Raw genomic sequence first — 23,292 nt, 5'->3', positions numbered from 1 at the left:
TGACCAAAAATATCGTCAAATCTTTGACACCATCTATCGAAGCAGGGGGGCATCGCGGCAGGGGTTGTCTCTTTCATTGGTCATTCTTTAACGTTCTATGCTTGCTATGCAAGCATTATAACGTATTTTAACCGTATTTTTTGTTTAAGTCCCGTTAGGCTGTAAAGAACCCTCGAATCGTTGTTGCTTTATCAGTTTTTGGACTAGACTTTTACGCTCCACAAAACCGGGTGGCTACCTTCCTAATTGACATTTTTTCTAGCAAGTGTGCTGCCACTATTTTTTATCGGAGATCGACAGAATATGCTTTCATTAGCTTTGAATACAGAATAATATTTCCTGTTTTTATTGTACCGTTTTACAGCGGGAACCGCTGTATGTAGCTAGACAATATTTAGGGCGACTTGGAAAAATTGACAATAGCATAGTGGCTGTGGTGAGCTATGGTCTAGTAGATGGGTTAACTTTCCCATTAATGTTTGAAATTTATAAACCTAAAAAACGACTTAAACTCAAGGATAGTTACTTACGCAAACCCCTGATAGCCAGCCAGATGATTAGAGAAATTAAAGCAATGGGGTTTCAAATAGACTGTGTTCAGGCTGATAGCTTATCTGGAAAAAGTACGAGTACATTCATTCGCTGTTTGCAAGGATTAAACCTTCAGTTCGCGCTCTGCAATTCGGAGTAATCAAAGTGTGCGGTTGCCTCCAGAGCAAAGGGTGAGAACTAATAAATGGTGTAAAGAAAGAGCGGATATTTTCTGATGGGAGCCGAGAACTCCGCTATATTAGAGAAATTATTTAGGGAAAAAAGAGAGCGTTGCGTTACTGGGAAATCACAACGGATATAGAGACATTTCCCGAAAATCAAACCTGGTATGTGATGACACTTGCTTCCGGGAGCCTTAGCTAAAGAAGTTGGGAATTTATATGGAAATAAGACTGGGATTGAATATGGTTTCGACAAAGTAAGAGTGAATTAGGATGGGCAGATTTCCGAGTTATGCAATATTCACAGATTGAAAAATGGTGGGAAATCGTTTGTAGTGCTTACCTGATGATCTGCCTCTATACTAGGTCTAATACAGCCGTTAACTCCCAGGCTTCATCACCCAGCACTTCATCCGCAAAAAACTTCTCATTTCTCCACCGCTTTGAGCAACATCAAGACGCTTGATGAAAAAAACAGTTGTCAGAGCCATATAAACAACTTGAGATTAATGCTGCAACCTTTAATTAGCTTTAACTTGATACAACAGTGGCTAAAAGTTTTTCCGATTCCACAATTATCTACAGGCTTGGCTCGATTAAAGGGGTTAATGAATTTTTACCCAAATCCCTTCTCTCACTTGATGAATGAGAGTGAATTTTTATTTTCTTTTTCCGCTTAGTGACAGAAGACGGATATCAGTTATTGAGAATGCTAAAAAGCTATACAAAATAAGTATTGCAGGCAAAATATATGAACAATGGCATTGTAGGGGTTAGGGGCTCGAGTCCGCTATTCTCCATAAAAAAGATTAAAGAAACGGCACTGCCCTATCCTAATTTGTACGCAAACAGTACCAGCGTGTGGTTAAATGCGATCGCGCTTTGTACCGAAACAGTAGCACCCCGTGTTTAAATTCGATCGCGCCGCACACCCTGAAAACCAATTTTCCCGTAAAATCAAAACAGTCTACCCGCAAAAACAAAGCGCTACCTGTGGCAAAGTCAACTGAACCCAACAATCCAGAGAGTCCGATCCAACTTGCCCGATCGCCTCTGTACGACCTATCATTACAACTCAAAGGCCGGATGGTGCCCTTTTCCGGGTGGGAGATGGCAGTACAGTACGCAGGCATCAGCAGCGAACACCAAGCAGTACGCCAGCAAGCAGGAATGTTCGACATTTCCCACATGGGAAAATTTGGTTTGACAGGGAAAAAAGTAATAGAAAAATTTCAACCCTTAGTACCCTCAGACTTGAGCCACTTGCAACCCGGTCAAGCTCAATATACAGTTTTGCTAAATGCCAAAGGCTGCATCTTAGACGACATTATTTTCTACTGCCAAGAACCAGACGCTATCACTAACGAAGAACGTGCAGTAATCATTGTCAACGCCGCCACTCGCATCCCAGACAAAGCATGGATAACCACGCACTTAGAATTGAGCGAACTCTGTTTTACAGACATCTCCGAAGATAAAGTTTTAATTGCCATTCAAGGGCCGGAAGCTGTTAACTATCTCCAGCCTTTTGTGGAAGACAACCTCGCACCAATTAAGGCATTCGGTCACTTAGAAACAAATCTGTTGGGACAGCAGAGTTTTATAGCCAGAACTGGTTACACTGGCGAAGATGGGTTTGAAATCATGGTGGATGCCGAAGTAGGAAAAGAACTGTGGCAAAAATTGTTAGCTGCTGGCGTTGTACCCTGCGGTTTGGGTGCGAGAGATACTTTGCGTTTAGAAGCAGCAATGGCTCTTTACGGTCAAGATATAGACGACAATATCACGCCTTTAGAGGCTGGATTGGGTTGGGTAGTTCACCTCGACACCAAAGGCGATTTTATTGGGCGGGAGGTTTTGGAACAGCAGAAAGCGAGTGGAGTATCAAAACGGTTGGTAGGGTTAGAAATGCAGGGGCGGCACATTGCGCGCCACGGCTATCCGGTAATATTTAAAAGCGAAACAGTAGGAGAAGTTACTAGCGGTACATTATCGCCTACATTGAATCGGCCAGTAGCCCTCGCATTTGTTCCGACAAAATTAGCTAAAATCGGTCAGCAATTAGAGGTCGAAATTCGCGGTAAAAACTATCCGGCTAGTGTGGTGAAAAAACCATTTTATCGATCGCAAAACCGCCCGAGTTAAATTAAGTAGTTGAGTATTAATTCAGGGGCGTTGCTCAGAGCAACGGTTCACAATAAAGTGTAAGTGTAGGTGTTGTTGTGGAACGGGCTTCTAGCCCGTTGCTCATCTTGGTCGAGAAGACTCATCTACTAGCTTAGCAAATTTTCGCAAAGTTGCAGCATAGCGATCGCCCGCCACGTCCATCAAATCATTATGACCCGCCCCATCAACCCAAAAATTCAATTTCGGCTGCTTCGCGGCTGCAAACAACTGCTCTCCATGCCAAAAATGAACCACGTCATCAGCCTTACCATGAATCACCAAAACAGGCGATCGAACTTTGCCAATCTTATCAATATTTACAAACTTGTCAAAGGGTAAAATCGGAATCCGCGTCAACACCCGAAAAGCCGAAACAAAGGAATTTTCAACCACCAAACCGCCGACTTTTTGCCGCGACGCCAAATCAATTGCCGGCCCACCGCCCACAGAACGGCCGTAAAGAATAATTTGCTTTGCAGGTACTCCCAACTGTTGGGTTAAATAATTATAAGCAGCATCAATATCACGATAAGTATTATACTCGGAAGGCTTTCCCTGACTCGTGCCGTAACCTTGATAATCATAGGCAAACACAGCAAACCCGCTATCTCGAATCTCTCTGAGTAGCCACAAAATCCCGCCCAAGTCTTCCGCATTCCCGTGACTGTAAAGTATGGTATATTTAGCTTGCGGGTTAGGAAAATCAACAGCAGAAATTTTCACGCCATTAGCTGAGCTAACTTTGATAACTTCCATGCTATCACTCTGACTAGATGGGGGATGTTGGAAAATTAGCCGTTCTGAAAAAAAGAAACCGTAAAAACACAGAAATGCGTAAATAAAAATTAGAGATTTTATAAGTCGTTTGACAGAAAATTCTCCGAAAAGCAAGCGTTTAATATTTTTTCTGTTCCACTTAGTCATTACTAAAGGCTCATAGTTGAATAAGATTTAACTAATACTTTTTTATTGCGAGAAAAGACATGGCACTAACATACCCCGATGACTTGAAATACCTAGACACCCACGAATACATCCGACTCGAAGGCGAAATAGCCACCATCGGCATTAGTGCCTTTGCAGTTGACCAACTCGGCGATATCGTGTTTCTAGATTTGCCAGAAGTCGGTGCAGGGTTGGAAAAAGGCGAAGCTTTCGGTACAGTCGAGTCAGTGAAAGCCGTTGAAGACTTGAAAGCACCAGTTACCGGTACAGTCGTAGAACGCAATGATGAAATTATAGAGTCTCCCGAAAATTTGGCGGAAGACCCCTATGGCGCTGGCTGGCTGCTGAAAGTGCGCGTTGACAACACCAGCGACGCAGACGAGGCTTTCTCGGCCCCGGAGTATCGCAAAATGGTGGAAGGGGAGTAGTTATGAGTTTTGGGTTTTGAGTTGGAATTTGGGGCTAGGGCTCGTAGATTCCTCCACAATCCCCCAGGGGTTGAAACCCACGGTGCTTATAGCACAAGTCGTCTAAATACGACTGAAATACTAAGCAGTTGCGCGGCGATTTGCGATAAATGCGGCTTAATCTAAGGTCGGCGACCGACCACTTTAGCTGTGAGACAGGGGTTTCAACCCCTGTCGGACTGTCGGACTTTAATAGACGCAGAAAATTTTCCTGGTTTTCTTAGCAAAATGTTACAAACAAAGAAGCAAAAGTCTATTCAGGAGAATCCGCCTTGGTACTTTACAGCCCTCAACTTGAACCCAGTCAGCAGCAAAACCTTTCCCCCATAGGTGGTTTTGCGGGCCGACACATTGGCCCGACACCCAGCGAAATCCAGCAAATGCTCAATGTTTTGGGCATTTCCAGCCTCGATGAGTTGATTGACAAAACGGTTCCTGCGGCGATTCGCATTTCTCAACCGCTACAACTTCCCGCAGCGCAAAGCGAGTACAGCGCTTTGGCAGAATTGAAAGAAATTGCTGCCAAAAATCAGGTATTTCGATCGTACATCGGCACAGGATATCACGACTGCATAACTCCCCCCGTCATTCAGCGGAATATCCTAGAAAATCCCGGCTGGTATACAGCTTACACTCCCTATCAAGCCGAAATTGCTCAAGGACGATTGGAAGCTTTACTGAATTTCCAAACAATGATAATTGACCTCACGGGTTTGGAAATTGCCAACGCTTCTTTGCTGGATGAAGGGACTGCGGCGGCCGAAGCGATGGCGGTTAGTTACGGCGCGAGTAAAAATAAGGCAAAAGCGTTTTTTGTTGCCCAAGATTGCCACCCTCAAACTGTGGAAGTCGTGCAAACTCGCGCTAAGCCGCTGGGAATTGAGGTAATTGTCGGCGACCATCAAAGCTTTGAGTTCGATCGTACAATTTTCGGCGCTCTCCTGCAATACCCCGCCACAGACGGCGCAATTTACGACTATACCGATTTTATTCGATCGGCACACGAAGTCGGCGCATTAGTCACAGTGGCCGCCGACATTTTGAGCCTTTGCTTGCTGACACCCCCCGGCGAATTCGGCGCGGATATAGCCGTAGGAAGCACTCAGCGCTTCGGAGTGCCGATGGGATTCGGAGGGCCCCACGCAGCCTATTTCGCCACGCGAGAAGAGTTTAAACGGCAAGTTCCGGGGAGAATTGTCGGCGTTTCTAAAGATGCCAACGGCAAATCTGCTTTGCGTCTGGCCTTGCAAACTCGCGAACAGCACATCCGCCGCGAAAAAGCAACCAGCAATATTTGTACTGCTCAAGTTTTGCTGGCAGTGATGGCGAGTATGTATGCTGTTTATCACGGGCCGTCTGGACTGAAAGACATTGCTGAGAAAGTATGGACTTTAACAGCACTTTTGGCATCGGGTTTAAGAAGTTTCGGATACAAAATTAGTTCTCAACCTTTCTTCGATACTTTGCGGGTAGAATTGGGAGATAAACCGCTGTCAGAAATTCTAGAAGCTGCTAAAGTTCGCAAAATTAATCTCCGAGTTTTCGATGATTCGACAGTAGGAATCACGTTAGATGAAACTGTCACCGTTGAAGATGTGCAAGAGTTGTGGAAAATATTTGCACAGGATAAAGATTATATCAGGGCTGACGGGCAGAATGCTCTCAACATTCCGCTGGATGCCGACGCATTGAATTCATATTTGACGTTACCAGATTTTTGCGATCGCACCAGCAGCTATCTCGCCCATCCAGTTTTCAACAGCTACCATTCAGAAACTGAACTTTTGCGCTATTTGCACCGTTTAGAAGCCAAAGATTTATCGCTAAATACATCGATGATTCCCTTGGGTTCTTGCACAATGAAATTGAATGCAACAGCAGAGATGATGCCGGTGACTTGGGCGGAATTTGGCAAGATACATCCTTTTGCACCCCGCGATCAAAGTCGCGGCTATCAAATGATGTTCGTGCAGCTAGAACAGTGGCTGGCAGAAATCACCGGTTTTGCGGGAATTTCTTTGCAGCCAAACGCCGGTTCCCAAGGCGAATACGCGGGCTTGTTAGTTATTCGCCAATACCACGAGCACCGAGGCGAATCTCACCGAAATATCTGTTTGATTCCCCAGTCTGCCCACGGTACGAACCCGGCTAGCGCGGTGATGGCGGGAATGAAAGTAGTTGCTGTCGAGTGCGATTCTCAGGGCAATATTGATGTTGCGGATTTACATAAAAAAGCCGAGAAACACAAAAATGAACTGGCGGCTTTGATGGTGACATATCCATCTACGCACGGCGTTTTTGAGGAAGAAATTAAAGAGATTTGCGAGATTGTCCACAACTGCGGCGGACAAGTTTATATGGACGGCGCAAATATGAATGCTCAAGTTGGTTTGTGCCGCCCCGGTGATTTTGGTGCTGATGTTTGTCACTTGAATCTGCACAAAACTTTCTGTATTCCCCACGGCGGCGGCGGCCCTGGTATGGGCCCGATTGGGGTAATGTCTCATTTGGTAGAATTTTTGCCCAGTCATTCTATTCTTAACAGCCAACAGTCAACAGTTAACAGTCAACAGTCAACAGTTGGTGCTGTTTCCGCAGCGCCTTGGGGAAGTGCTAGCATTTTGACTATTTCTTGGATGTACATTCGGATGATGGGAGGAGGGGGTTTAACTGAGGCAACAAAAGTAGCAATTCTTAATGCTAATTACATGGCAAAACGCTTAGAATCTTATTATCCGGTTTTGTACAAAGGGAAAGCTGGTTTGGTGGCGCACGAGTGTATTCTAGATTTGCGATCGCTCAAAAAATCTGCGACTATTGAAGTCGAAGATATCGCTAAACGGTTGATGGATTACGGCTATCACGCGCCGACGGTTTCTTGGCCGGTTGCTGGTACGGTAATGGTGGAACCGACGGAAAGCGAATCTAAACAGGAATTAGATCGTTTTTGCGATGCGATGATTGCGATTCGAGGCGAAATTGCGGAAATTGAAAAAGGTAATGTTGATGCGCAAAATAACGTTTTAAAAAATGCGCCCCACACCGCAGAATCTCTGATGGTTGATGAGTGGAATCGTCCTTATACTCGCGCGCAAGCGGCTTATCCGGCACCTTGGACTCGCGAATATAAGTTTTGGCCGGCGGTGGGCCGCATAGATAATGCGTTTGGCGATCGCAATTTTGTTTGTTCTTGTTTGCCAATGGAGGCTTACAGTCAAGGTTAAATCGCTTTCTCCGGGTGCGCGATGCGCACTTGACCCTAGATAAAGTGTAGGTGCGCATTGCGCACCTTACCCTACATAAACGCGCTGAAAAAGATTTAATAAAAAACTACCAAAACTCCAAGTAAAATAAAAAATGAATGCAACAGGCGTTGCTGAGTTAGGGTATGAAAGGCTAAATATGCAAGTCAGAGAAACCAGTATCCACAAAGCTTCGGGATTTTCAACTGAATTTTTTTCATACCCAGATTAAGCAACACCTAATTTTTAAAGTGTAACTTTAACACTCCAGGCATCGATTAGCAAAAGATCGATCGCCCTTATTGACAATCAAGCAATTTGGTCACAAGCCCCCGGATTCATTCGTGGAGCGAGAAAAAAGCTCCGAATCCCGCTCGCAAGCCGCCGGATTTATCAGTGGGGTCGCTTTCTTCAATCTAAAATCTAAAATCTAAAATCTAAAATCGTGTGATTCTCCAATAAGCGCACCGCGCAATAGTTTTAATATTTTTCAATGTACAAATTAAATATTTGGTTCAGTTCACCATTTCGGCGATCGGCTCAACAAGGCTGTAGCTGCCTCGCTGTCGAGAGGTTTAGAGAAAAAGAACCCCTGACCGTACTCGCAGCCGATCGCCCGCATTTGAGCCAACTGGACGGCGGTTTCGACACCTTCTGCCACTACTTTCATCCCCAAACTGCTGGCCAGCATGACGATCGCCCGCACGATTTCCAAATTTTCGCCCTTTTCCCCGATGCGGCTGACAAAAGAGCGATCGACCTTCAAAATATTAATCGGGAACCTGTGCAAATAACTCAGAGACGAATAACCAGTCCCGAAATCATCAATGCACAGCTCAATCCCCAACTCTCTCAACTGCGAAAGCATCCCCGCCGCCACTTCCCCATCTTCCATCAGCACACTCTCAGTAATCTCCAACTTCAAACAGCGAGCGTCCACACCCGTTTCCAGCAAAACTTGCTTAATTTGCTCGATCGAGTCCGGTTCCGAAAACTGCCTCCCGGAAAGATTTACTGCTACTGTCAATCCCGAATTTCCCACAGGTAAATTCAAACTCTGCCACTTGATAATTTGGCGGCAGCTTTCGTTCAAAACCCACAAGCCCAAAGGCGTAATTAGCCCTGTTTCCTCCGCCATCGCAATAAATTCCATCGGGGAAACTAAACCTCGTTCCGGGTGCAGCCAGCGCACCAACGCCTCAAATCCGATAACTGAGCCACTTTTCAAAGAAACGATCGGCTGGTAATAAACAGTAAAAGGACATTCCAATTTAAAAGGAACAAATTGCGATTTCGGACGCTCCAACTTCCGCTCGATTTCGCTCGTAGGCGAGTTTTCCTGCGCCGCCCCACATCCTAAATTCACTATTGAATGTTTCAAATTCAGCTCTTCAACCGATTCCCGCAAATCGTGTTCCAAGTTCATCAAAGCCACAGCCCGAGTGTGCATCGAACTCGTAAACACTTCGTAGCGAGCTTTACCGAGAGCTTTGGCGCGGTACATCGCAATATCAGCATCGCGCAAAATATCTCCTGCCCACTGATATTTGTCGGTATTCAAAGCAATGCCGATGCTAGCAGTAATTAAAACTTTATTCCCTTCCAAATAAAGCGGTCGTTCGATCGCCTGGAGAATTTCCTTTGCTTGGGCGATCGCCTCATCAACACCCTGAATTTCCTCCAGCAAAATCACAAACTCATCTCCCCCCACACGCGCCGCCGTATCGCCAGGTCGCAAACAAGTCAAGAGACGGCGAGCCACAGCCACCAACAGCCGATCGCCCGTGCGGTGTCCCTGGCTGTCATTAATCACCTTAAACCTGTCCAAATCCAGAAACAGCACCGCAAACCGATCGCTTGGATGCCGTTGCGCGCGCGCAAAAGCTTGCCCCAACCTGTCAGTCAACAAACCCCGGTTCGGCAACCCCGTCAGCGCATCGTGCAAAGCATCGTGCAACAATTGCTCTTCAGCCAGCTTGCGCTCAGTCACGTCGTGACAGTTGACCACAATTCCCCGCACCGAAGGTTCGTCGAGCAAATTCGTCGCCACCGCTTCCAACACGCACCAGGAACCGTCCTTGTGCTGCACTCGGTATTCGGCCATTCCCAGGCTAACTTTCGGCTTTTGCATGACACCTTTGAACACTTGATCCACTATCAGCAATTCGTCAGGGTGAATCAAGTCAAATACAGATCTGCCGAGCACTTCCGCCGTCGGGTAGCCCAAAATCCGCTCTAGGGAAGGAGAGACATAGCGACAAAAGCCTTTCTCGTCCAGAATCACAATAATGTCTCTAGCATTTTCAATCAACGATCGAAAGCGCTTCTCGCTTTGCCGCAGCTCTTGTTCCGTGCGCTTGCGATCGGTAATATCGGTATTCATGTAAATCCGACCGACTATTTTCCCTGTGCGGTCTTTAATAGCATCGGCCCGCAGCAACACTTGCAACATTTCGCCGCTTTTAGTGCGGTTGGTAATTTCACCAGACCAAGAATAACCGTGGGCGATCGTGTCGAGTACCTCGCTGGCGACTGCGGGGTCAGCAAAAACTGCCGGCATACCTCCGGCTAGCTTAAATTCCTCTGCCGTGTCCCATTCAAATAGCTGAGAAAACGCTTGATTTTGATAGATGTGAGTGCCGTTCGCATCGCTGATCCCGATCGCGTCGCTCGAACTTTCCACCGCCTTGCGAGTCAGCACCAGAGCTTCTTCTATCAGCTTGCGTTCGGTAATGTCTATCCCTACCAGACAAGCTGCTTTGCCGCGATCGTATTTTTGAGCCACAATCAAATAGTATCCCGCCGACTCTCCGCCATCAGTTTTCACCTTAACGCTGAGTTCTTTAACCGCTTCCGTAGCGTCGCCAGCAAAAAACTCCACCACAAAAGAGTTAAAATCCGAGCTAGCGCCCAGAAAACCGATATCTTGACCCACAAATGCCGACGGCGGCAAACCGTGCAGTTTGGCTAAGTGCTGGTTAACCCCCAAATAGTGCAAATCCGAGCTAATCCAAGATACTGTTCCCGGAACTGCTTCCAAAATCGTTTGCAGTTGGTCGTTAGCTTGCTGCAAAGCTTCGTGCACTTCACAGATGCGTTCCGACAAGTCCGACTGAATCCCTACGAAGTGAGTCAAATTAGCGCTGTCGTCTCGCACGGGAGATAGCGACAATTTGCTCCAAAAAGGACTGCCGTCTTTGCGGTAATTTTTGATTGTTGTCTTGATTTCTAGACCTTGGCGCAAGGCGTCGCGGATCTTAGCTACAGTAGTTCGATCGGTATCCGGACCTTGCAAAAATCGGCAATTGCGCCCCAAGATTTCACTGGCGCAGTAACCTGTCATCCGTTCAAAGGCCGGATTGCAATAAATTATGGGGCAATCGGGTGCATTGGCGTCAGCAATGACAATGCCGCTGCTAGTAGCTGCCAATGCTCGATCGCGCAGCCACAGTGCTTTTGATGCAGTATGGCGATCGCCGGCACTCCCCACTTCACCTAAATTAGAAATTGACTGGTTCTCGCGATCTCCCATCAGCCGAAGTTTCAAGCAAACCTTTACAATTTCCGAGTTGTTTCTTACTTTAGCGTTTTTCATGGTTCGCGCCACGTAAATTCTATCTTGGTACTTAAGTAAGCGGGATTTAACCTTAGTTGTTAGTTGTATTTTATACGCTTGCTGTTGGGCATTTAAAAAAGCACATCTTCACTTCTGCAGTGAAAACGCTCTCTCTATTCCTCTGCCCCTCGGACTCTCTCCCCTTCTCCCCTTCTCCCCGCGCTCCGTTAATCGTGATGCGCAGCAGCTTATTTAGCAGGAATTGCAGCTTGAGAGCTCGGCGGCGCAATATTAATTAAGGGCAAAGTTCCACCTCCTCCCATTACTGTCGGAAACTGACCGTTCCATTTTTCAATCGCTTGCTGCTGCAAAATTTCAGGAGTTAAAGTTTGCCGCTGCAAGCGCTGAGATTCGGCTTGACCTTTAGCGCGATTAATTTGGGCTTGAGCGTCTTGGGTTGCTTTTTTAACTGTAAATTCTGCCTGTTTAGCTTCTTGTTCTGCTATCTGCTTGGCTTCGATGGCTTTGCTAAATTCTGGAGAAAAGCCAAAATTTATTAACGAAACATCTCTGACGATGACGCCGTAAGGTTCCAAACGCTTTTTGAGGCTGTTGTCGATTTCTGTTTTCAGTTCCGTGCGCTTAGTAATAATTTCTTCTGCGGTTTTTTTAGAAGTTGCTGCTTTGAGAACTTCCGAAATTGCCGGACTCAGAATGCTGGTAACAATTTGTTCTTCGTCTCCTATTTGTTGAAAAATTTGATTGACTTTGGCAGGATCGACATTCCAGTTGACTGCCAAATCTGTAGTAATACTTTGCAAATCTTTGGATGCTGCATCTGCTTTCAAGTCTGTTTTTTGTACCCGCACACTGAGAGTTTTTACAGAGGTGACGATCGGTAAAATCGGGTGAATGCCTTCATCTAAAATAGCGTCTTGAACTTTGCCAAAGCGCATCATGACGCCCCGTTCCCCTGCGCCGACGATGGTAAAAGGTCTTAAAATTAAGGCGGCGATGATGAAGACGATGCCACCGACGATGTAGAGAGCTAGGTTGTACCGAACACTTTGCATGGTTTTCATATGTTAATTCACCTATGTTGTGTTACTTGATGTTAGTTTTCTCTTCGCTATTATCTAAGATTATAACTTCATGTTAATGGTGCAACAACTCATAAATTCATTTATTTTATTTTCATAAAAGTCATATATTTGTGAGGGTCTGGGAATTTCTTAACTCGATGAGCGGGGATGAACAATGGCACTTGTAGCTGGGTGAGATTATTGATGAATAAATGTTTCAATCATCTTGACAAGGAGGATTTTTTTAGATAAAGCAGAAGTAAATAGATAGCTCGATCGCTCTCCGACAAGCGATAAAATGGCGATCGCAAAGAGAAAGCTTTCTAGAAAGCTAAAAAATCAGCATCAAATAGGTATTTTTTGTGAAATTTGAGTAGAAAATTGGAGGTGAGCGGCGGTGAAACCTTTGCGGGTTGGTGCAAGCCGCGAAAGATAGAATTTCATTCTCCGACGTACAGACTCTATTTGTAGAATAAGCCTCTGCCCGCCTTACTCAAACCTCCAGAGTATAAAGAAAGACTCCTTACGCAAGCTGTGAATTTATAGTCTAAAAGGATAAAAATCCGAGTTTAAAAATGCCAGAAAATAAGTTAAACTTAGATGAGAACGGTTAAATAAAGATGCCTAATGTTGCAGCGACACCCTTGGCCGCAGACAATTGAAGAGGCGATCGCCATTCAAGAACAGCTTCGGTCAGAGGTAATTACCGAAAATCAACTGGAGACAATTCGGTACGTCGCAGGCGTAGATGTCGGCTACGACAGTGCAAACGATGTATCGCGGGCCGCTGTAACAGTTCTGAGCTTTCCCGACTTGCAGTTGCAGCAGCAAGCTGTGGTTCGCAGTCCTACAACTTTTCCTTATATTCCGGGTTTCCTGTCTTTTCGAGAAGTGCCGGCAGTCCTTGAGGCTTTGGAAAATATCAGTTTGAGGCCAGACTTAATATTGTGCGACGGTCAAGGACTAGCCCATCCCCGCAGGTTCGGTCTTGCCTGCCATTTGGGGGTGTTGACAGGGATTGCGACCATCGGAGTTGCCAAAAATCGATTTATTGGAGAACATTCAGAAGTCGGGCTCGACCGGGGCAGTTGGGAACCCTTGCTGCTGGAGGGAGCAACGGTAGGTGCAGCGCTGAGGACGCAAACAGGGGTAAAACCGATTTATGTTTCGATAGGCCATAAGGTAAACTTAAAAAGCGCGATCGAGTACGTCCTGCGCTGCGCCCCAAAATATCGCTTACCAGAAACAACTCGATCGGCAGACCAACTAACATCGGGATAACTGGCAAGCGCGGAAGGCATCAAAAAAAAAGTAAAAAGGCAAAAAAGCATCCCTCTTGGGACTTTTAATTTTTGAGGTGTCGCCGTTAAGTCAAAAAATCCTCTGAGTCTACCCCCAATCAGCTTTAGCTTCCATCCTTCCAGCGAACTAAAGAATGACTATACCTGAGAAAGAGGTATAAAAGTTGGGGGGTTTCTACAATGATTGAAAGACAGTAACCTGCTTAAACATTGGCGGCTCTAACTATAGTGCCCGGGCGTGAACTATTTTTAGTTCACATTTGTAAATTATGAAATATTCATTCTGCGAGTTAAACCAAAAGCAGAGATTCGTCTGATGAGGTTTCATAATTTACCGTCGGATATCTCACCACTGACTGGGAGCAACCACGACAGTGGGAGGCGAAGGCGCGATCGAGCTAAAAAATCAGAAAAAAAACAAGGAGACAGTCATGGCTGAGAAAAGCAAACGCGGATTCGCTTCTATGGATGCAGAAAAACAGCGCGCAATTGCTAGCAAAGGCGGAAAAGCTGCACACGAGAAAGGAACTGCACACGAATTCACCCCTGAAGAAGCCAGAGAAGCTGGCCAAAAAGGCGGCGAAGCTGTCAGCAGAAATCGCGAACACATGGCTCAAATTGGTCGCGAAGGCGGTCGGAAAAGCCGCAAGAGCGAATAAGTCTCTCCCGGCTGGCGCTGCAACGAAAGATTGCACAGTTGCAGCTTGAGAGATAGCACTAGGACACTGAGCGTTTGAGGAGGTGGGGCGAGCGAATTTCCCGAGATAGTTCGATCGCCATACCTCCAAAATTCGTTATTAGCGCACCAAAGCTTCGCAAATCTGTAAACCCCACAGCAATTAGTTTTTAGCAATCGCTGGCAAATCTTTAACAGCAAAATTTTAACAAAGCTGCACTGGGGTGAATAATTTTGTGGGAAAGAAAAGCTGGCAAGCGCTAGTCAGTCTCTCAAAAAAAGCCAATACGAGCACAAAAAGCCCTGACTTCGGGGCTTTTTTGTTTAGCTGCACATAATATTTTCAGAAGTTCGATCGAGTCGGCGTCAATAATTCTAATTAAGTTTTTTGGTGAGGAAGTCAGTGCTCAAAATAAATCAGCTAATATTTTTTTATATTTTTGAGCAAACTATACAATCATGACAAACCAGCTAACTTTAGCATGGACAGAAGCTGGGGTGCGTCAAACTCTGACAATTCAAAACGGACTGCCGAGCAAAAATCCGGGAACCGTGAGGCTCGGGCGCGATCCGGCGAAGTGCGATATAGTATTTTCCCATCCCAGCGTATCGGGTCTGCAGGTTGAAATATTTTTTAATCAGGAATTGCAGGAGTATGCAGTGCGGAATTTGCGCGAAAGCAATCCGCCCCTGGTTGACGGAAAAATTCTCGCCCGAGGCGAAGCAAAATTGAGTCCCGGAAGCCGCATCCATTTAGGCCAAGTGCAAATCGAGGTGGTGAAGGTGACGGAGGTGGAGGTAGCCGCGCCGCAGACAGTTTTGCTGTCCGGGCCTCCCGCACCGGGTAACTCTGGGCCGACGGGGCCTTCCAAATATGGTTTGCAGTGTCCGAAGTGCGCTCGAATTTCGCCTTACGCGCAGTTGAATGCGGGGTGTCCGTGGTGCGGTACTTCTTTGGCGGCTGCGGCGAGTGTGATGATCTCTCCGTGAATGTTGGAAAAAGGGAAAATCGGCCTATCCGCTAAACACTCTCAATTTCAAAAATCTTTGTTGCAGAAAGCTCAAAGCCGAAGGCTGATGTTTAAAAAATAATCATGAATTCTCAACCCTTGCGCCTGCGACTGACTTGGACAGATACAGCTACGGGGGATTGTCGATCCCCGATACTCGACTTACCCATCGCTTTGGGACGAATTTTTGAAGCTATGCCCGCCACACTCAACGGGGAAAGAGTTTCTCGAATTGCGCTCAGCAGCAGCCAAGTTTCTCGCTTTCACGGAGTGATTGGCACCGAAGGTAACAGTATTGTACTCACTGACACGGGCAGCCGCAACGGTACTTTTGTCAACGGCGTTCGCCAAACCCGGTGCGTGCTGGCAAACGGGGATATGCTGCAAGTTGGCCCCTACGCGATCGGCATTTCTTTTGCTATTAATTCCCCAGAAACGCCCTCGGTCAATTCTCACATTTTCTTTAACCCGCAGACCAATGGGCCAGACCCACGGGGCCAGCAAATGGTGTTGCAGCTTCCTCAAACACGTACTACGGGAGAATTTCCGCCGATCGCATTTTTGCACGCTTCTCAAGTGAATATGCGATCGCTCCAATCTATGGGAGTCCCTGTGGCAGAAGTTGATTGGGCAGCCGTTGGCGGCGGTTTGGGCAGCTTTATTTGGGTGGATTTGCTGAGAATTTGCGGGGTGACAACCGATCGAATAGCGGTTTTGGGCATGGAAGAGCAACCTTACGCCCGCTATCGGCGTCTGTGCCTGAATTCTCAAATTCCGCTGCGGGAACGCCTGCGATCGAATTCTGAATCCTGTCCAGACAACATTTGGGGCTGGCCTCCCTATGCTTTGCGGGAAGCTTGGCAGGAATTACTCAAAGGGCGTTTGGGGATGTCGTTGAAGTTGATGTGGCAGGTGTTTGCTGAACCGACTTTTGCCGAAACTTATACGCCTCGCGCGGGGAATGTGTTTGATTCTATTGACAGGGAAGTCGATCGAATAGGGTGGAATCAGATGTTTCGCTACGGTAGAGTGCGGGGAATTCGCAAAATAGATGACGGCAGGTATGCGATCGCTTATTCTCGATCGAATGCGGATCACCGCGACCACGCTTTTTTAATCGCCAAATACGTACACTTAGCCACCGGCTATCCCGCCATTCAATTTTTGCCGGATTTGCAAGCTTACCGCGAAAAAACCCAGGATTTTGAGTCGGTTGTCAACGCTTACGAAAACCACGACGGCGTTTACGAAAAATTGGAGGCCAGCGGCGGCAGCGTGTTAATTAGAGGCAGGGGAATAGTAGCTTCGCGGGTGGTGCAGCGGATTTACGAAGCGCGGCAGCGGAACCGCAACATTCAAGTATTGCATTTGATGCGATCGCCCAAACCCCAGGGCAACAAATTTAACCTCGCTCAGCGCAGCGTCGAAAATCACTACGAATTTCAACCTTTCAACTGGCCGAAAGCTTGCTGGGGCGGGGAACTCCGCGTACTTTTGGAAAAAGCCGCCCCCGAATTTCGGCCGCAGTTGCTCACAGACTGGGGCGGCACTACCACAGCCCAGCGCAGCGACTGGCGGCGGATTGTCAAAGAAGGTTTAAGTCAAGGATGGTATCAAATTACCTTCGGGGAAGTCGAGCGAGTCGAGCGCGACAGTCAAAACCGCACGGTGACCTACATTCAGGAGAAGGAACTCAAGGGGCAAATTAAGTTAGAAGCTGATTTTATTATTGATGCTACGGGTTTGGACGCTAAGGTAAAAACCAGTCCCCTGTTAAACGATTTGGTAGCTCAATACAATCTTCCCCTCAACGGTTTGGGGCGGCTGAGTGTTAACAACGATTTTGAAATTCCCGAATTGCGGAATTCTTGTGCTAGCAACACAGAAGGCCGGGTATACGCAGCCGGCGCGATTACTTTGGGAGGGCCTTACGCGCCCGTAGACAGTTTTTTGGGCTTGCAATACGCCGCCTTGCGTTCCGTTGAAAGTCTGGCCGCCAACCGAGTTGCTGGTGTGCGGAAATTGAGCGTTTGGCGATCGTTCGTGCAGTGGTGGAAGTGGATTTTAAATAAATCTCCCGGCTAATTTGAAGGACGAAGTTCGGCAACAAGCAATGTACAGAATTTAATGGATTTAACTGAGCTTCGCGTTCAATCTAAAATCTAAAATCTAAAATCTAAAATCGAACAACCTTCCCATTCAATCTAAAATCTAAAATCTAAAATCTAAAATCGCATGACTCCCACCTTATTCGGCCGCTGGCAAACTCGGTTATTGCTATTTGCAACCGTAGGCGTTTTAGTAACCCTGCCCTTTTTTATGGGTTTAATTACCTCCCAATCAGGCTCAATATTTTTCTGGATTTTAGGGTATGTAGCGATTTTTGGCATCGGCTGGGATGCTTTATATATTTCGATTCAGCAGTTTCGCTGGGATCGAGATTGGCCTGGTGTATTTCAATTGCTCGCTGGGATTTGGGAGGCACTTTTTGTGTTATTTTTAATCAAAGTTATAGGTTTGCCGGGGATACCTGCACAAGATTTTGACTTGGGAGCTTTTGCATTGCATTATAGTTTAGTGTGGCTGGCTATTTATCTGGCGTCGCAAACACTGATGCGGATTTTCTTTCCTTACTGGCGTTTCCGAGGCGGTCAATGGTTGTAATAATACCTGTAGGGGCAGTTTTTACCAACAATAATCGCCTCAAACCCGCCCGGCCATTCTATAATATATGGGCAGGTTTAGCTAAAAATCTCCGAAACTCACAGAGTAGTTTTCGCTCAAAACCCGGCCCTGCCATTCTACCAATTACCAATTACCAATTGCCCTCCGTGCACCTAATTCAACAGAAAACCGCTATATTCTCATTTTTTTCAGGTTCAGGCTTCCTTGATTTTGGTTTTGAATCGCTCGGCTTTAATATAGTTTATGTAAATGAAATTTTCTCGCCATTCATCCAAGCATACCGTTACTCTCGCCAGTGTCTAAATTTACCACAGCCAGAATACGGACACTGCGAAGGAGAGGAAGCAGATGTGACTCGACTTGTAGAGGGAAAACCAGCACTTCATTTGCGGGAATTGATGCAAGATGCTCGCAAGAAACACGATATTATTGGATTTATTGCTGGTCCGCCTTGTCCTGACTTTTCTATTGGTGGCAAAAACCGAGGTGGGGAAGGAGATAAAGGCAAACTTTCAGCTTCCTACATTGAATTGATTTGCCAACAGCAGCCGGATTTCTTTTTGTTTGAAAACGTCAAAGGTTTGTGGAGAACAAAACAACATAAAATTTTTTATGACGCACTCAAAAATAAGTTGTCTGAGTCTGGATACGTATTTGTGGAACGTTTAATTAATGCGATCGAATACGGTGTCCCACAAGATAGAGACAGGATTATCTTAATCGGTTTCCGAAAAAATGTTGTCAAAGATATGGGCATTTCTTTAGATGAAAACAGCGAAATGTTACCTGAAGGTATATTTCCTTGGTCAAGTGAGATTTTATATCCCAAGTCAGAAGTTTTTTCTAATCCTTGGCCCGATACTGATGCGTTTGCCTGCGATGGTTTATTGCCTTGCCCTGATGGCATTCCTAAAGAGTTAACAGTACAGTTTTGGTTCCAAAAAAATGATGTTGCAAACCATCCTAATGCGGAACATTATTTTCAACCAAGAGCTGGGATTAAAAGGTTTGCGGCTGTTGATGAGGGAGATGATTCTAAAAAATCTTACAAGCGTTTGCACAGGTGGCGTTATTCCCCGACTGCTTGTTACGGCAACAATGAAGTTCACTTGCACCCTTACAAAGTTCGCAGGCTTTCTGTTGCAGAAACACTGGCTATTCAGTCTCTGCCTAAAAAGTTTGCGCTGCCAGAAAATATGACATTAAGCAATATGTTTAAAACAGTGGGAAATGGGGTTCCTTACTTAGCATCTAAAGGTATTGCTCAAACAATTATTAAATTTTTAGAAACAACAGAATGGCAGGATAAGCTGCCTATCAATAAACAGTTAGAGTTACCTTTGCAGTATTTTTAGCATACTTATACTTAGCTACTGTGTAATAGCAGATTCAACTAAAGGTATTAAATCGGTTTTTCTGGCGTATAGGTATGTACCATCTACAAGTTTGAAGTTTTGTTCAAGTGCTATACTATGAGGAGCCACTGCTGTTGTAAATATAGTCCTATCCGCAGAGGTTAATTCGCTGGCAACCATATAATATTGCCAATTTTGATGCAATACATACCCCATTGCTTTAATCATCGCCGCCTCGAATAAAGGTTGATATCGGCGATCTGGACGGTTTGAAGTTTTAAGAGATGCTGCCGCTTTTACTTGTTCTAATTGTAATTTTCCTTTTAAAAAGTTGTACAATGCCAAACTATCTGGATTTTTTACTTGTTGTTCTAAAAGATGGTTAATAGATGTTGCAACATCACTCTTACCAAGTACAACGATAATATAATCAGGACTTGGCATAAAAATATACTCTTTAAAAGGAGCAAGTTTAGCTAGAGGTTGTCCAGATGCAAACTCAATACTTTTGAATAAACTTATAAATTTTGAAGAAGCTTCCTCGGCTCCTTCTTTTTGTGACTGTGAGTTGGGCAAAGAAAATACCGCGCTACAAGCATCATTATCTTTATTTTTTTCCAAGACAATTTCTGACAACAAGCTAGTTGCTATAAATTCATTCCATCTTCCCGTAGCGTTGTTAAGAGCACCCACTTCAGGATTTTTTCCATAAATACTGCTAAAGGCTTCTCGTGTCTTCTTTCTAATCCAGTCAATAATTTCATTAACCGATAAATTACTATCTAACCTCTCGACTACTTCGAGAGATAAATATCTGTATATTGCTGTACTATTAATCTGAATTTTACCATTGGTGCGTTCCGTGAACCATTCAGTATAATTAACCATTTTTTGTTCACAGCTATAAAATGTAAGTTGTTACGCAGGTGTTAGGAAAACAAGCAATGTATCTCCCCGTACTCAAAAATGAAGCAGTTTCTTAAGCAAGAACGATCGTATAATGTAAAAACGGGTTGAGAATATCTCTGCTGTTGAAAACTTTACCACAACGGCAAAACCAGCCTGCACTGAAAAATTATCTTTACTGTCCATGACCGTTAAACCCCGCCGCTATCACATCACTACTTTCGGATGCCAGATGAATAAAGCCGACTCGGAACGGATGGCCGGCATTCTGGAAAATATGGGCTTTGAGTTCTCGGAAGACCCGAACGACGCTAGTTTGATTCTCTACAATACTTGCACCATTCGCGACAATGCCGAACAAAGAGTTTATTCTAACCTCGGAAGGCAAGCTCATCGCAAGCGCCAAGAACCGGGTTTAACTTTAATTGTAGCTGGATGCGTGGCGCAGCAGGAAGGTGAAGCGCTGCTGCGCAGAGTGCCAGAATTAGACTTAGTAATGGGGCCACAACACGCTAACCGACTTGAAGATTTGCTGGAACAAGTTTTTGAGGGCAATCAAGTGGTGGCGACTGAAGCTGTTGAGATTATGGAGGATATTACCAAGCCGCGTCGCGACAGCAAGGTGACTGCTTGGGTGAATGTAATTTACGGCTGCAATGAACGCTGCACTTATTGTGTTGTGCCGAATGTTCGCGGGGTTGAACAGTCGCGAATGCCGGAGGCAATTCGCGCGGAAATGGAGGATTTGGGCCGCCAAGGCTACAAGGAAGTAACTTTATTGGGGCAGAATATTGATGCTTATGGGCGCGATTTGCCGGGAACAAAACCGGACGGCAGCAACCAGCATACTTTGACGGATTTGCTTTATTTTGTAGAAGATGTGCCGGGTGTCGATCGCCTCAGATTTGCTACTAGCCACCCGCGCTATTTTACCGAGAGATTGATTAAGGCTTGTGCTGAATTACCGCAGGTTTGCGAACATTTTCACATTCCTTTTCAGTCGGGAGATAATGATATTTTGAAAGCGATGTCGCGCGGTTATACTCAGGAAAAATACCGCCGGATTATTGATACAATTCGCCGTTATATGCCGGATGCTTCGATTACTGCGGATGCGATTGTCGGTTTCCCTGGGGAGACGGAAGCGCAGTTTGAGAAGACTTTGAAGTTGATCGAAGATGTTGGTTTCGATTTGGTGAATACTGCTGCTTACTCCCCTCGCCCTGGGACGCCGGCGGCTTTGTGGGAAAATCAGTTGAGTGAGGAGGTGAAAGCCGATCGCCTGCAACGAATCAATCATGTAGTGACAACAACGGCGATGGAACGATCGCAGCGCTATTTCGGACGCACTGAAGAGGTTTTGGTGGAAGTCCAAAATCTCAAAGATTCAACTCAAGTGATGGGACGCACTCGCGGCAATCGTCTGACATTTTTTAAGGGCGATATTGCTGAATTGGTGGGTAAAATTGTGCGGGTTAAAATTACAGATATTCGCGCTTTTAGTTTGACAGGAGAAATGCTGGAATAGTTTTGAGGTTTGAGTTTGGAGTTGAATTCCCACAAATAATGTTGGCGAACTCAATACTCTAAAGTGAAATTGTAGGGTGGTTAAATCGCAACTAGATTTGTGTAAATAAGTAATATCAAATCCGGTAGCATCGGCATTAATATTACCCACAGCTAGGACACGGCAGTGCCGTGTCCCTACAATTAATCCCGGTAGGGACACGGCACTGCCGTGTCCTCTATATAATTCCGGTGCAACCGGAAACAATATAATTGAATATCGGCAGCAAATAATAAATAAACCAATGGGAGCATCCCGGTTTTGCGCTTTTGAGCATCAAACAGATATTGAGCCGTTAAGGTAGGCGCACCGAAGCTTAAGCATTTGATTAACATTTTTCATCAACCACTGCGCTCCTGAAATTTTCAACCTTCTATCAATTTGTTTGACTGCCGACTCTACAGCTCCGGAACCTATTGAGCAAACCTTTTGTGTTGACAATTGCTCGTAGTTAACAATCCGTCGGCGATGCTTCTCCAAATAAGCACAAAAGTTTTGGGCTTGTTTTTGACGGCAAGACTTAAATAAATTGATGGTTTCCTCGACTCGTCCTTGCCACAAAAACTTCTTACCCTGCGCCAGACGCTTCAACGAGCCACCCACCTTACATAGATTTTCAACTAAGTGATACCAATCTAAAATTTCCCGCCGCGCCCCGTCAGGATTCAACTGGACAATAATATTCCAAATGCCATCATGACCATCTCCCAAACAGGTTAGTACCTCTGATAAAGGCTGACTGTTCACATAATTAATTAACGCTTGATTCTCAAGAAAAAATGCCCCGTAATAACTATCGTGCAGTCGCACAGCCTTATAGTCAAGCCAGTGACTGCCCTCTCCCTCTTCTTTTCTCAGACGCACTTTCCCCCCATCCACACTGGTTTCCTTTACCTCCGAAGTAGCTATTCTGGACGCCCATTCTTGCTTTTCCACTAATCGGTGTAAACAAGTGTGACCTATATGCACTCCCGTCTGAGCTTCTATTTCACTCTCAGCTTTCTCATAAGAGAGATTAGCCACCTGACGGAGGCAGCACTTTTCAAATAATGGAGCTAAACGAGTAGATTTTTTGACTCCTAATTTTTCGGCTTGTTTTTCAGTAATTATTAGCTTACCAATGCAACTTTTTACTGTGCGATCTCGTCCTGATTCTGTTCCTGTTGCCTGTTTGATAAAAAAAAACCAACCTCCGGCCCGACTAATTCTAGCCATTGCTCTCGAATATGCTTTTCGATTGTTTCTAGACTTGATAATTCTGAGGCAGGAGTATTTTTGTACATAATCTCGGCAATCTCAGCAGCACAAGCTTTTAAACGCTCCTTCTGTTCAGGGGTCATAGCCACTTCTCCTACGAATGCAGTTCACGCTTCTGTTGACGCTCTACCTATTATCCTCTGTGGATAGCACTTTTACAAAACCGGGATGCTCCCTAAACCAATTCGCATTTTGCTGTAAACAACTATTCCGACAATTGAGGATTGCTGAAGTATTAAGCGTTTATGTTGATTCCGGGAATATCGGGCTGCGCTGAAGGACGATGAAGGAAATAAACTGTTTCAAGTGAAAGCCAGAAACCGAGAATCGAATGCTGAGGGAAATGATTCGATTTTAAGCTGTT

The 23,292-nt window shown here is 45.5% G+C and carries 15 protein-coding genes; 10 read left to right on the top strand and 5 right to left on the bottom strand.

The features are described 5' to 3' along the window. Positions 1-1,706: 1,706 nt before the first annotated feature. Entirely contained in the window at positions 1,707-2,858 is a 1,152-nt protein-coding gene (gene gcvT, locus QUA13_RS20230; protein ID WP_333201334.1) for a glycine cleavage system aminomethyltransferase GcvT, read from the top strand. A 102-nt stretch (positions 2,859-2,960) separates the two neighbouring features. On the opposite strand, the gene QUA13_RS20225 is transcribed toward gcvT, so the two are convergent. Continuing rightward, on the bottom strand, positions 2,961-3,803 hold the full coding sequence (locus QUA13_RS20225) for an alpha/beta hydrolase (RefSeq protein ID WP_333201332.1): 843 nt from the start codon (positions 3,801-3,803) through the stop codon (positions 2,961-2,963). A gap of 59 nt (positions 3,804-3,862) precedes the next feature. Here QUA13_RS20225 and gcvH point away from each other — a divergent pair, with 59 nt between their 5' ends. Both gcvH and gcvP read left to right on the top strand, forming a co-directional pair. Further along, complete coding sequence (gene gcvH / locus QUA13_RS20220; protein ID WP_006631619.1) at positions 3,863-4,252, top strand: glycine cleavage system protein GcvH; 390 nt, start codon at positions 3,863-3,865, stop codon at positions 4,250-4,252. A gap of 311 nt (positions 4,253-4,563) precedes the next feature. Next, positions 4,564-7,515 carry an aminomethyl-transferring glycine dehydrogenase gene (gene gcvP, locus QUA13_RS20215; RefSeq protein WP_333201329.1) on the top strand — a complete coding sequence of 984 codons (2,952 nt, stop codon included), beginning with the start codon at positions 4,564-4,566 and terminating at the stop codon, positions 7,513-7,515. 538 nt (positions 7,516-8,053) lie between these two features. On the opposite strand, the gene QUA13_RS20210 is transcribed toward gcvP, so the two are convergent. Both QUA13_RS20210 and QUA13_RS20205 read right to left on the bottom strand, forming a co-directional pair. After that, on the bottom strand, positions 8,054-11,128 hold the full coding sequence (locus QUA13_RS20210) for an EAL domain-containing protein (protein WP_333201327.1): 3,075 nt from the start codon (positions 11,126-11,128) through the stop codon (positions 8,054-8,056). A gap of 209 nt (positions 11,129-11,337) precedes the next feature. Next, positions 11,338-12,162 (bottom strand): prohibitin family protein, encoded by an 825-nt coding sequence (locus QUA13_RS20205; RefSeq protein ID WP_333201325.1) that lies wholly within the window; start codon positions 12,160-12,162, stop codon positions 11,338-11,340. A 636-nt stretch (positions 12,163-12,798) separates the two neighbouring features. On the opposite strand from QUA13_RS20205, the gene nfi reads away from it, so the two are divergent. The 6 genes from nfi (at position 12,799) to QUA13_RS20175 (ending at position 19,198) form a co-directional block, all read left to right on the top strand. Next, positions 12,799-13,452 (top strand): deoxyribonuclease V, encoded by a 654-nt coding sequence (gene nfi / locus QUA13_RS20200; protein WP_333201324.1) that lies wholly within the window; start codon positions 12,799-12,801, stop codon positions 13,450-13,452. 451 nt (positions 13,453-13,903) lie between these two features. Further along, positions 13,904-14,131, top strand: coding sequence for a KGG domain-containing protein (locus tag QUA13_RS20195; protein WP_015175252.1), 228 nt, complete (start codon positions 13,904-13,906; stop codon positions 14,129-14,131). Between the two features lie 476 nt (positions 14,132-14,607). Then, positions 14,608-15,138: an FHA domain-containing protein gene (locus QUA13_RS20190; protein WP_333201322.1), complete on the top strand. Its 531-nt coding sequence runs from the start codon at positions 14,608-14,610 to the stop codon at positions 15,136-15,138. 104 nt (positions 15,139-15,242) lie between these two features. Continuing rightward, entirely contained in the window at positions 15,243-17,243 is a 2,001-nt protein-coding gene (locus QUA13_RS20185; RefSeq protein WP_333201320.1) for an FHA domain-containing protein, read from the top strand. A gap of 150 nt (positions 17,244-17,393) precedes the next feature. Then, positions 17,394-17,822 (top strand): hypothetical protein, encoded by a 429-nt coding sequence (locus tag QUA13_RS20180; protein WP_333201319.1) that lies wholly within the window; start codon positions 17,394-17,396, stop codon positions 17,820-17,822. 167 nt (positions 17,823-17,989) lie between these two features. Next, positions 17,990-19,198, top strand: a complete 1,209-nt coding sequence (locus tag QUA13_RS20175; protein ID WP_333201317.1) for a DNA cytosine methyltransferase — start codon at positions 17,990-17,992, stop codon at positions 19,196-19,198. Between the two features lie 15 nt (positions 19,199-19,213). On the opposite strand, the gene QUA13_RS20170 is transcribed toward QUA13_RS20175, so the two are convergent. Continuing rightward, positions 19,214-20,086: a Cfr10I/Bse634I family restriction endonuclease gene (locus tag QUA13_RS20170; RefSeq protein WP_333201315.1), complete on the bottom strand. Its 873-nt coding sequence runs from the start codon at positions 20,084-20,086 to the stop codon at positions 19,214-19,216. A gap of 202 nt (positions 20,087-20,288) precedes the next feature. Here QUA13_RS20170 and miaB point away from each other — a divergent pair, with 202 nt between their 5' ends. After that, positions 20,289-21,632, top strand: a complete 1,344-nt coding sequence (gene miaB / locus QUA13_RS20165; RefSeq protein WP_333201313.1) for a tRNA (N6-isopentenyl adenosine(37)-C2)-methylthiotransferase MiaB — start codon at positions 20,289-20,291, stop codon at positions 21,630-21,632. Between the two features lie 315 nt (positions 21,633-21,947). On the opposite strand, the gene QUA13_RS20160 is transcribed toward miaB, so the two are convergent. Then, positions 21,948-23,011 (bottom strand): ISKra4 family transposase gene (locus tag QUA13_RS20160; protein WP_333201310.1). Its coding sequence is split into 2 segments (ribosomal slippage): positions 21,948-22,858 and positions 22,858-23,011, totalling 1,065 coding nucleotides; the frame shifts between segments, so codons are not numbered across the junction. Positions 23,012-23,292: the final 281 nt, after the last annotated feature.

Origin of the sequence: Microcoleus sp. S28C3, assembly GCF_036700785.1 — a bacterium.
Classification (GTDB): domain Bacteria; phylum Cyanobacteriota; class Cyanobacteriia; order Cyanobacteriales; family Microcoleaceae; genus Microcoleus; species Microcoleus asticus.
This window is presented reverse-complemented; position numbering and strand designations above follow the sequence as displayed.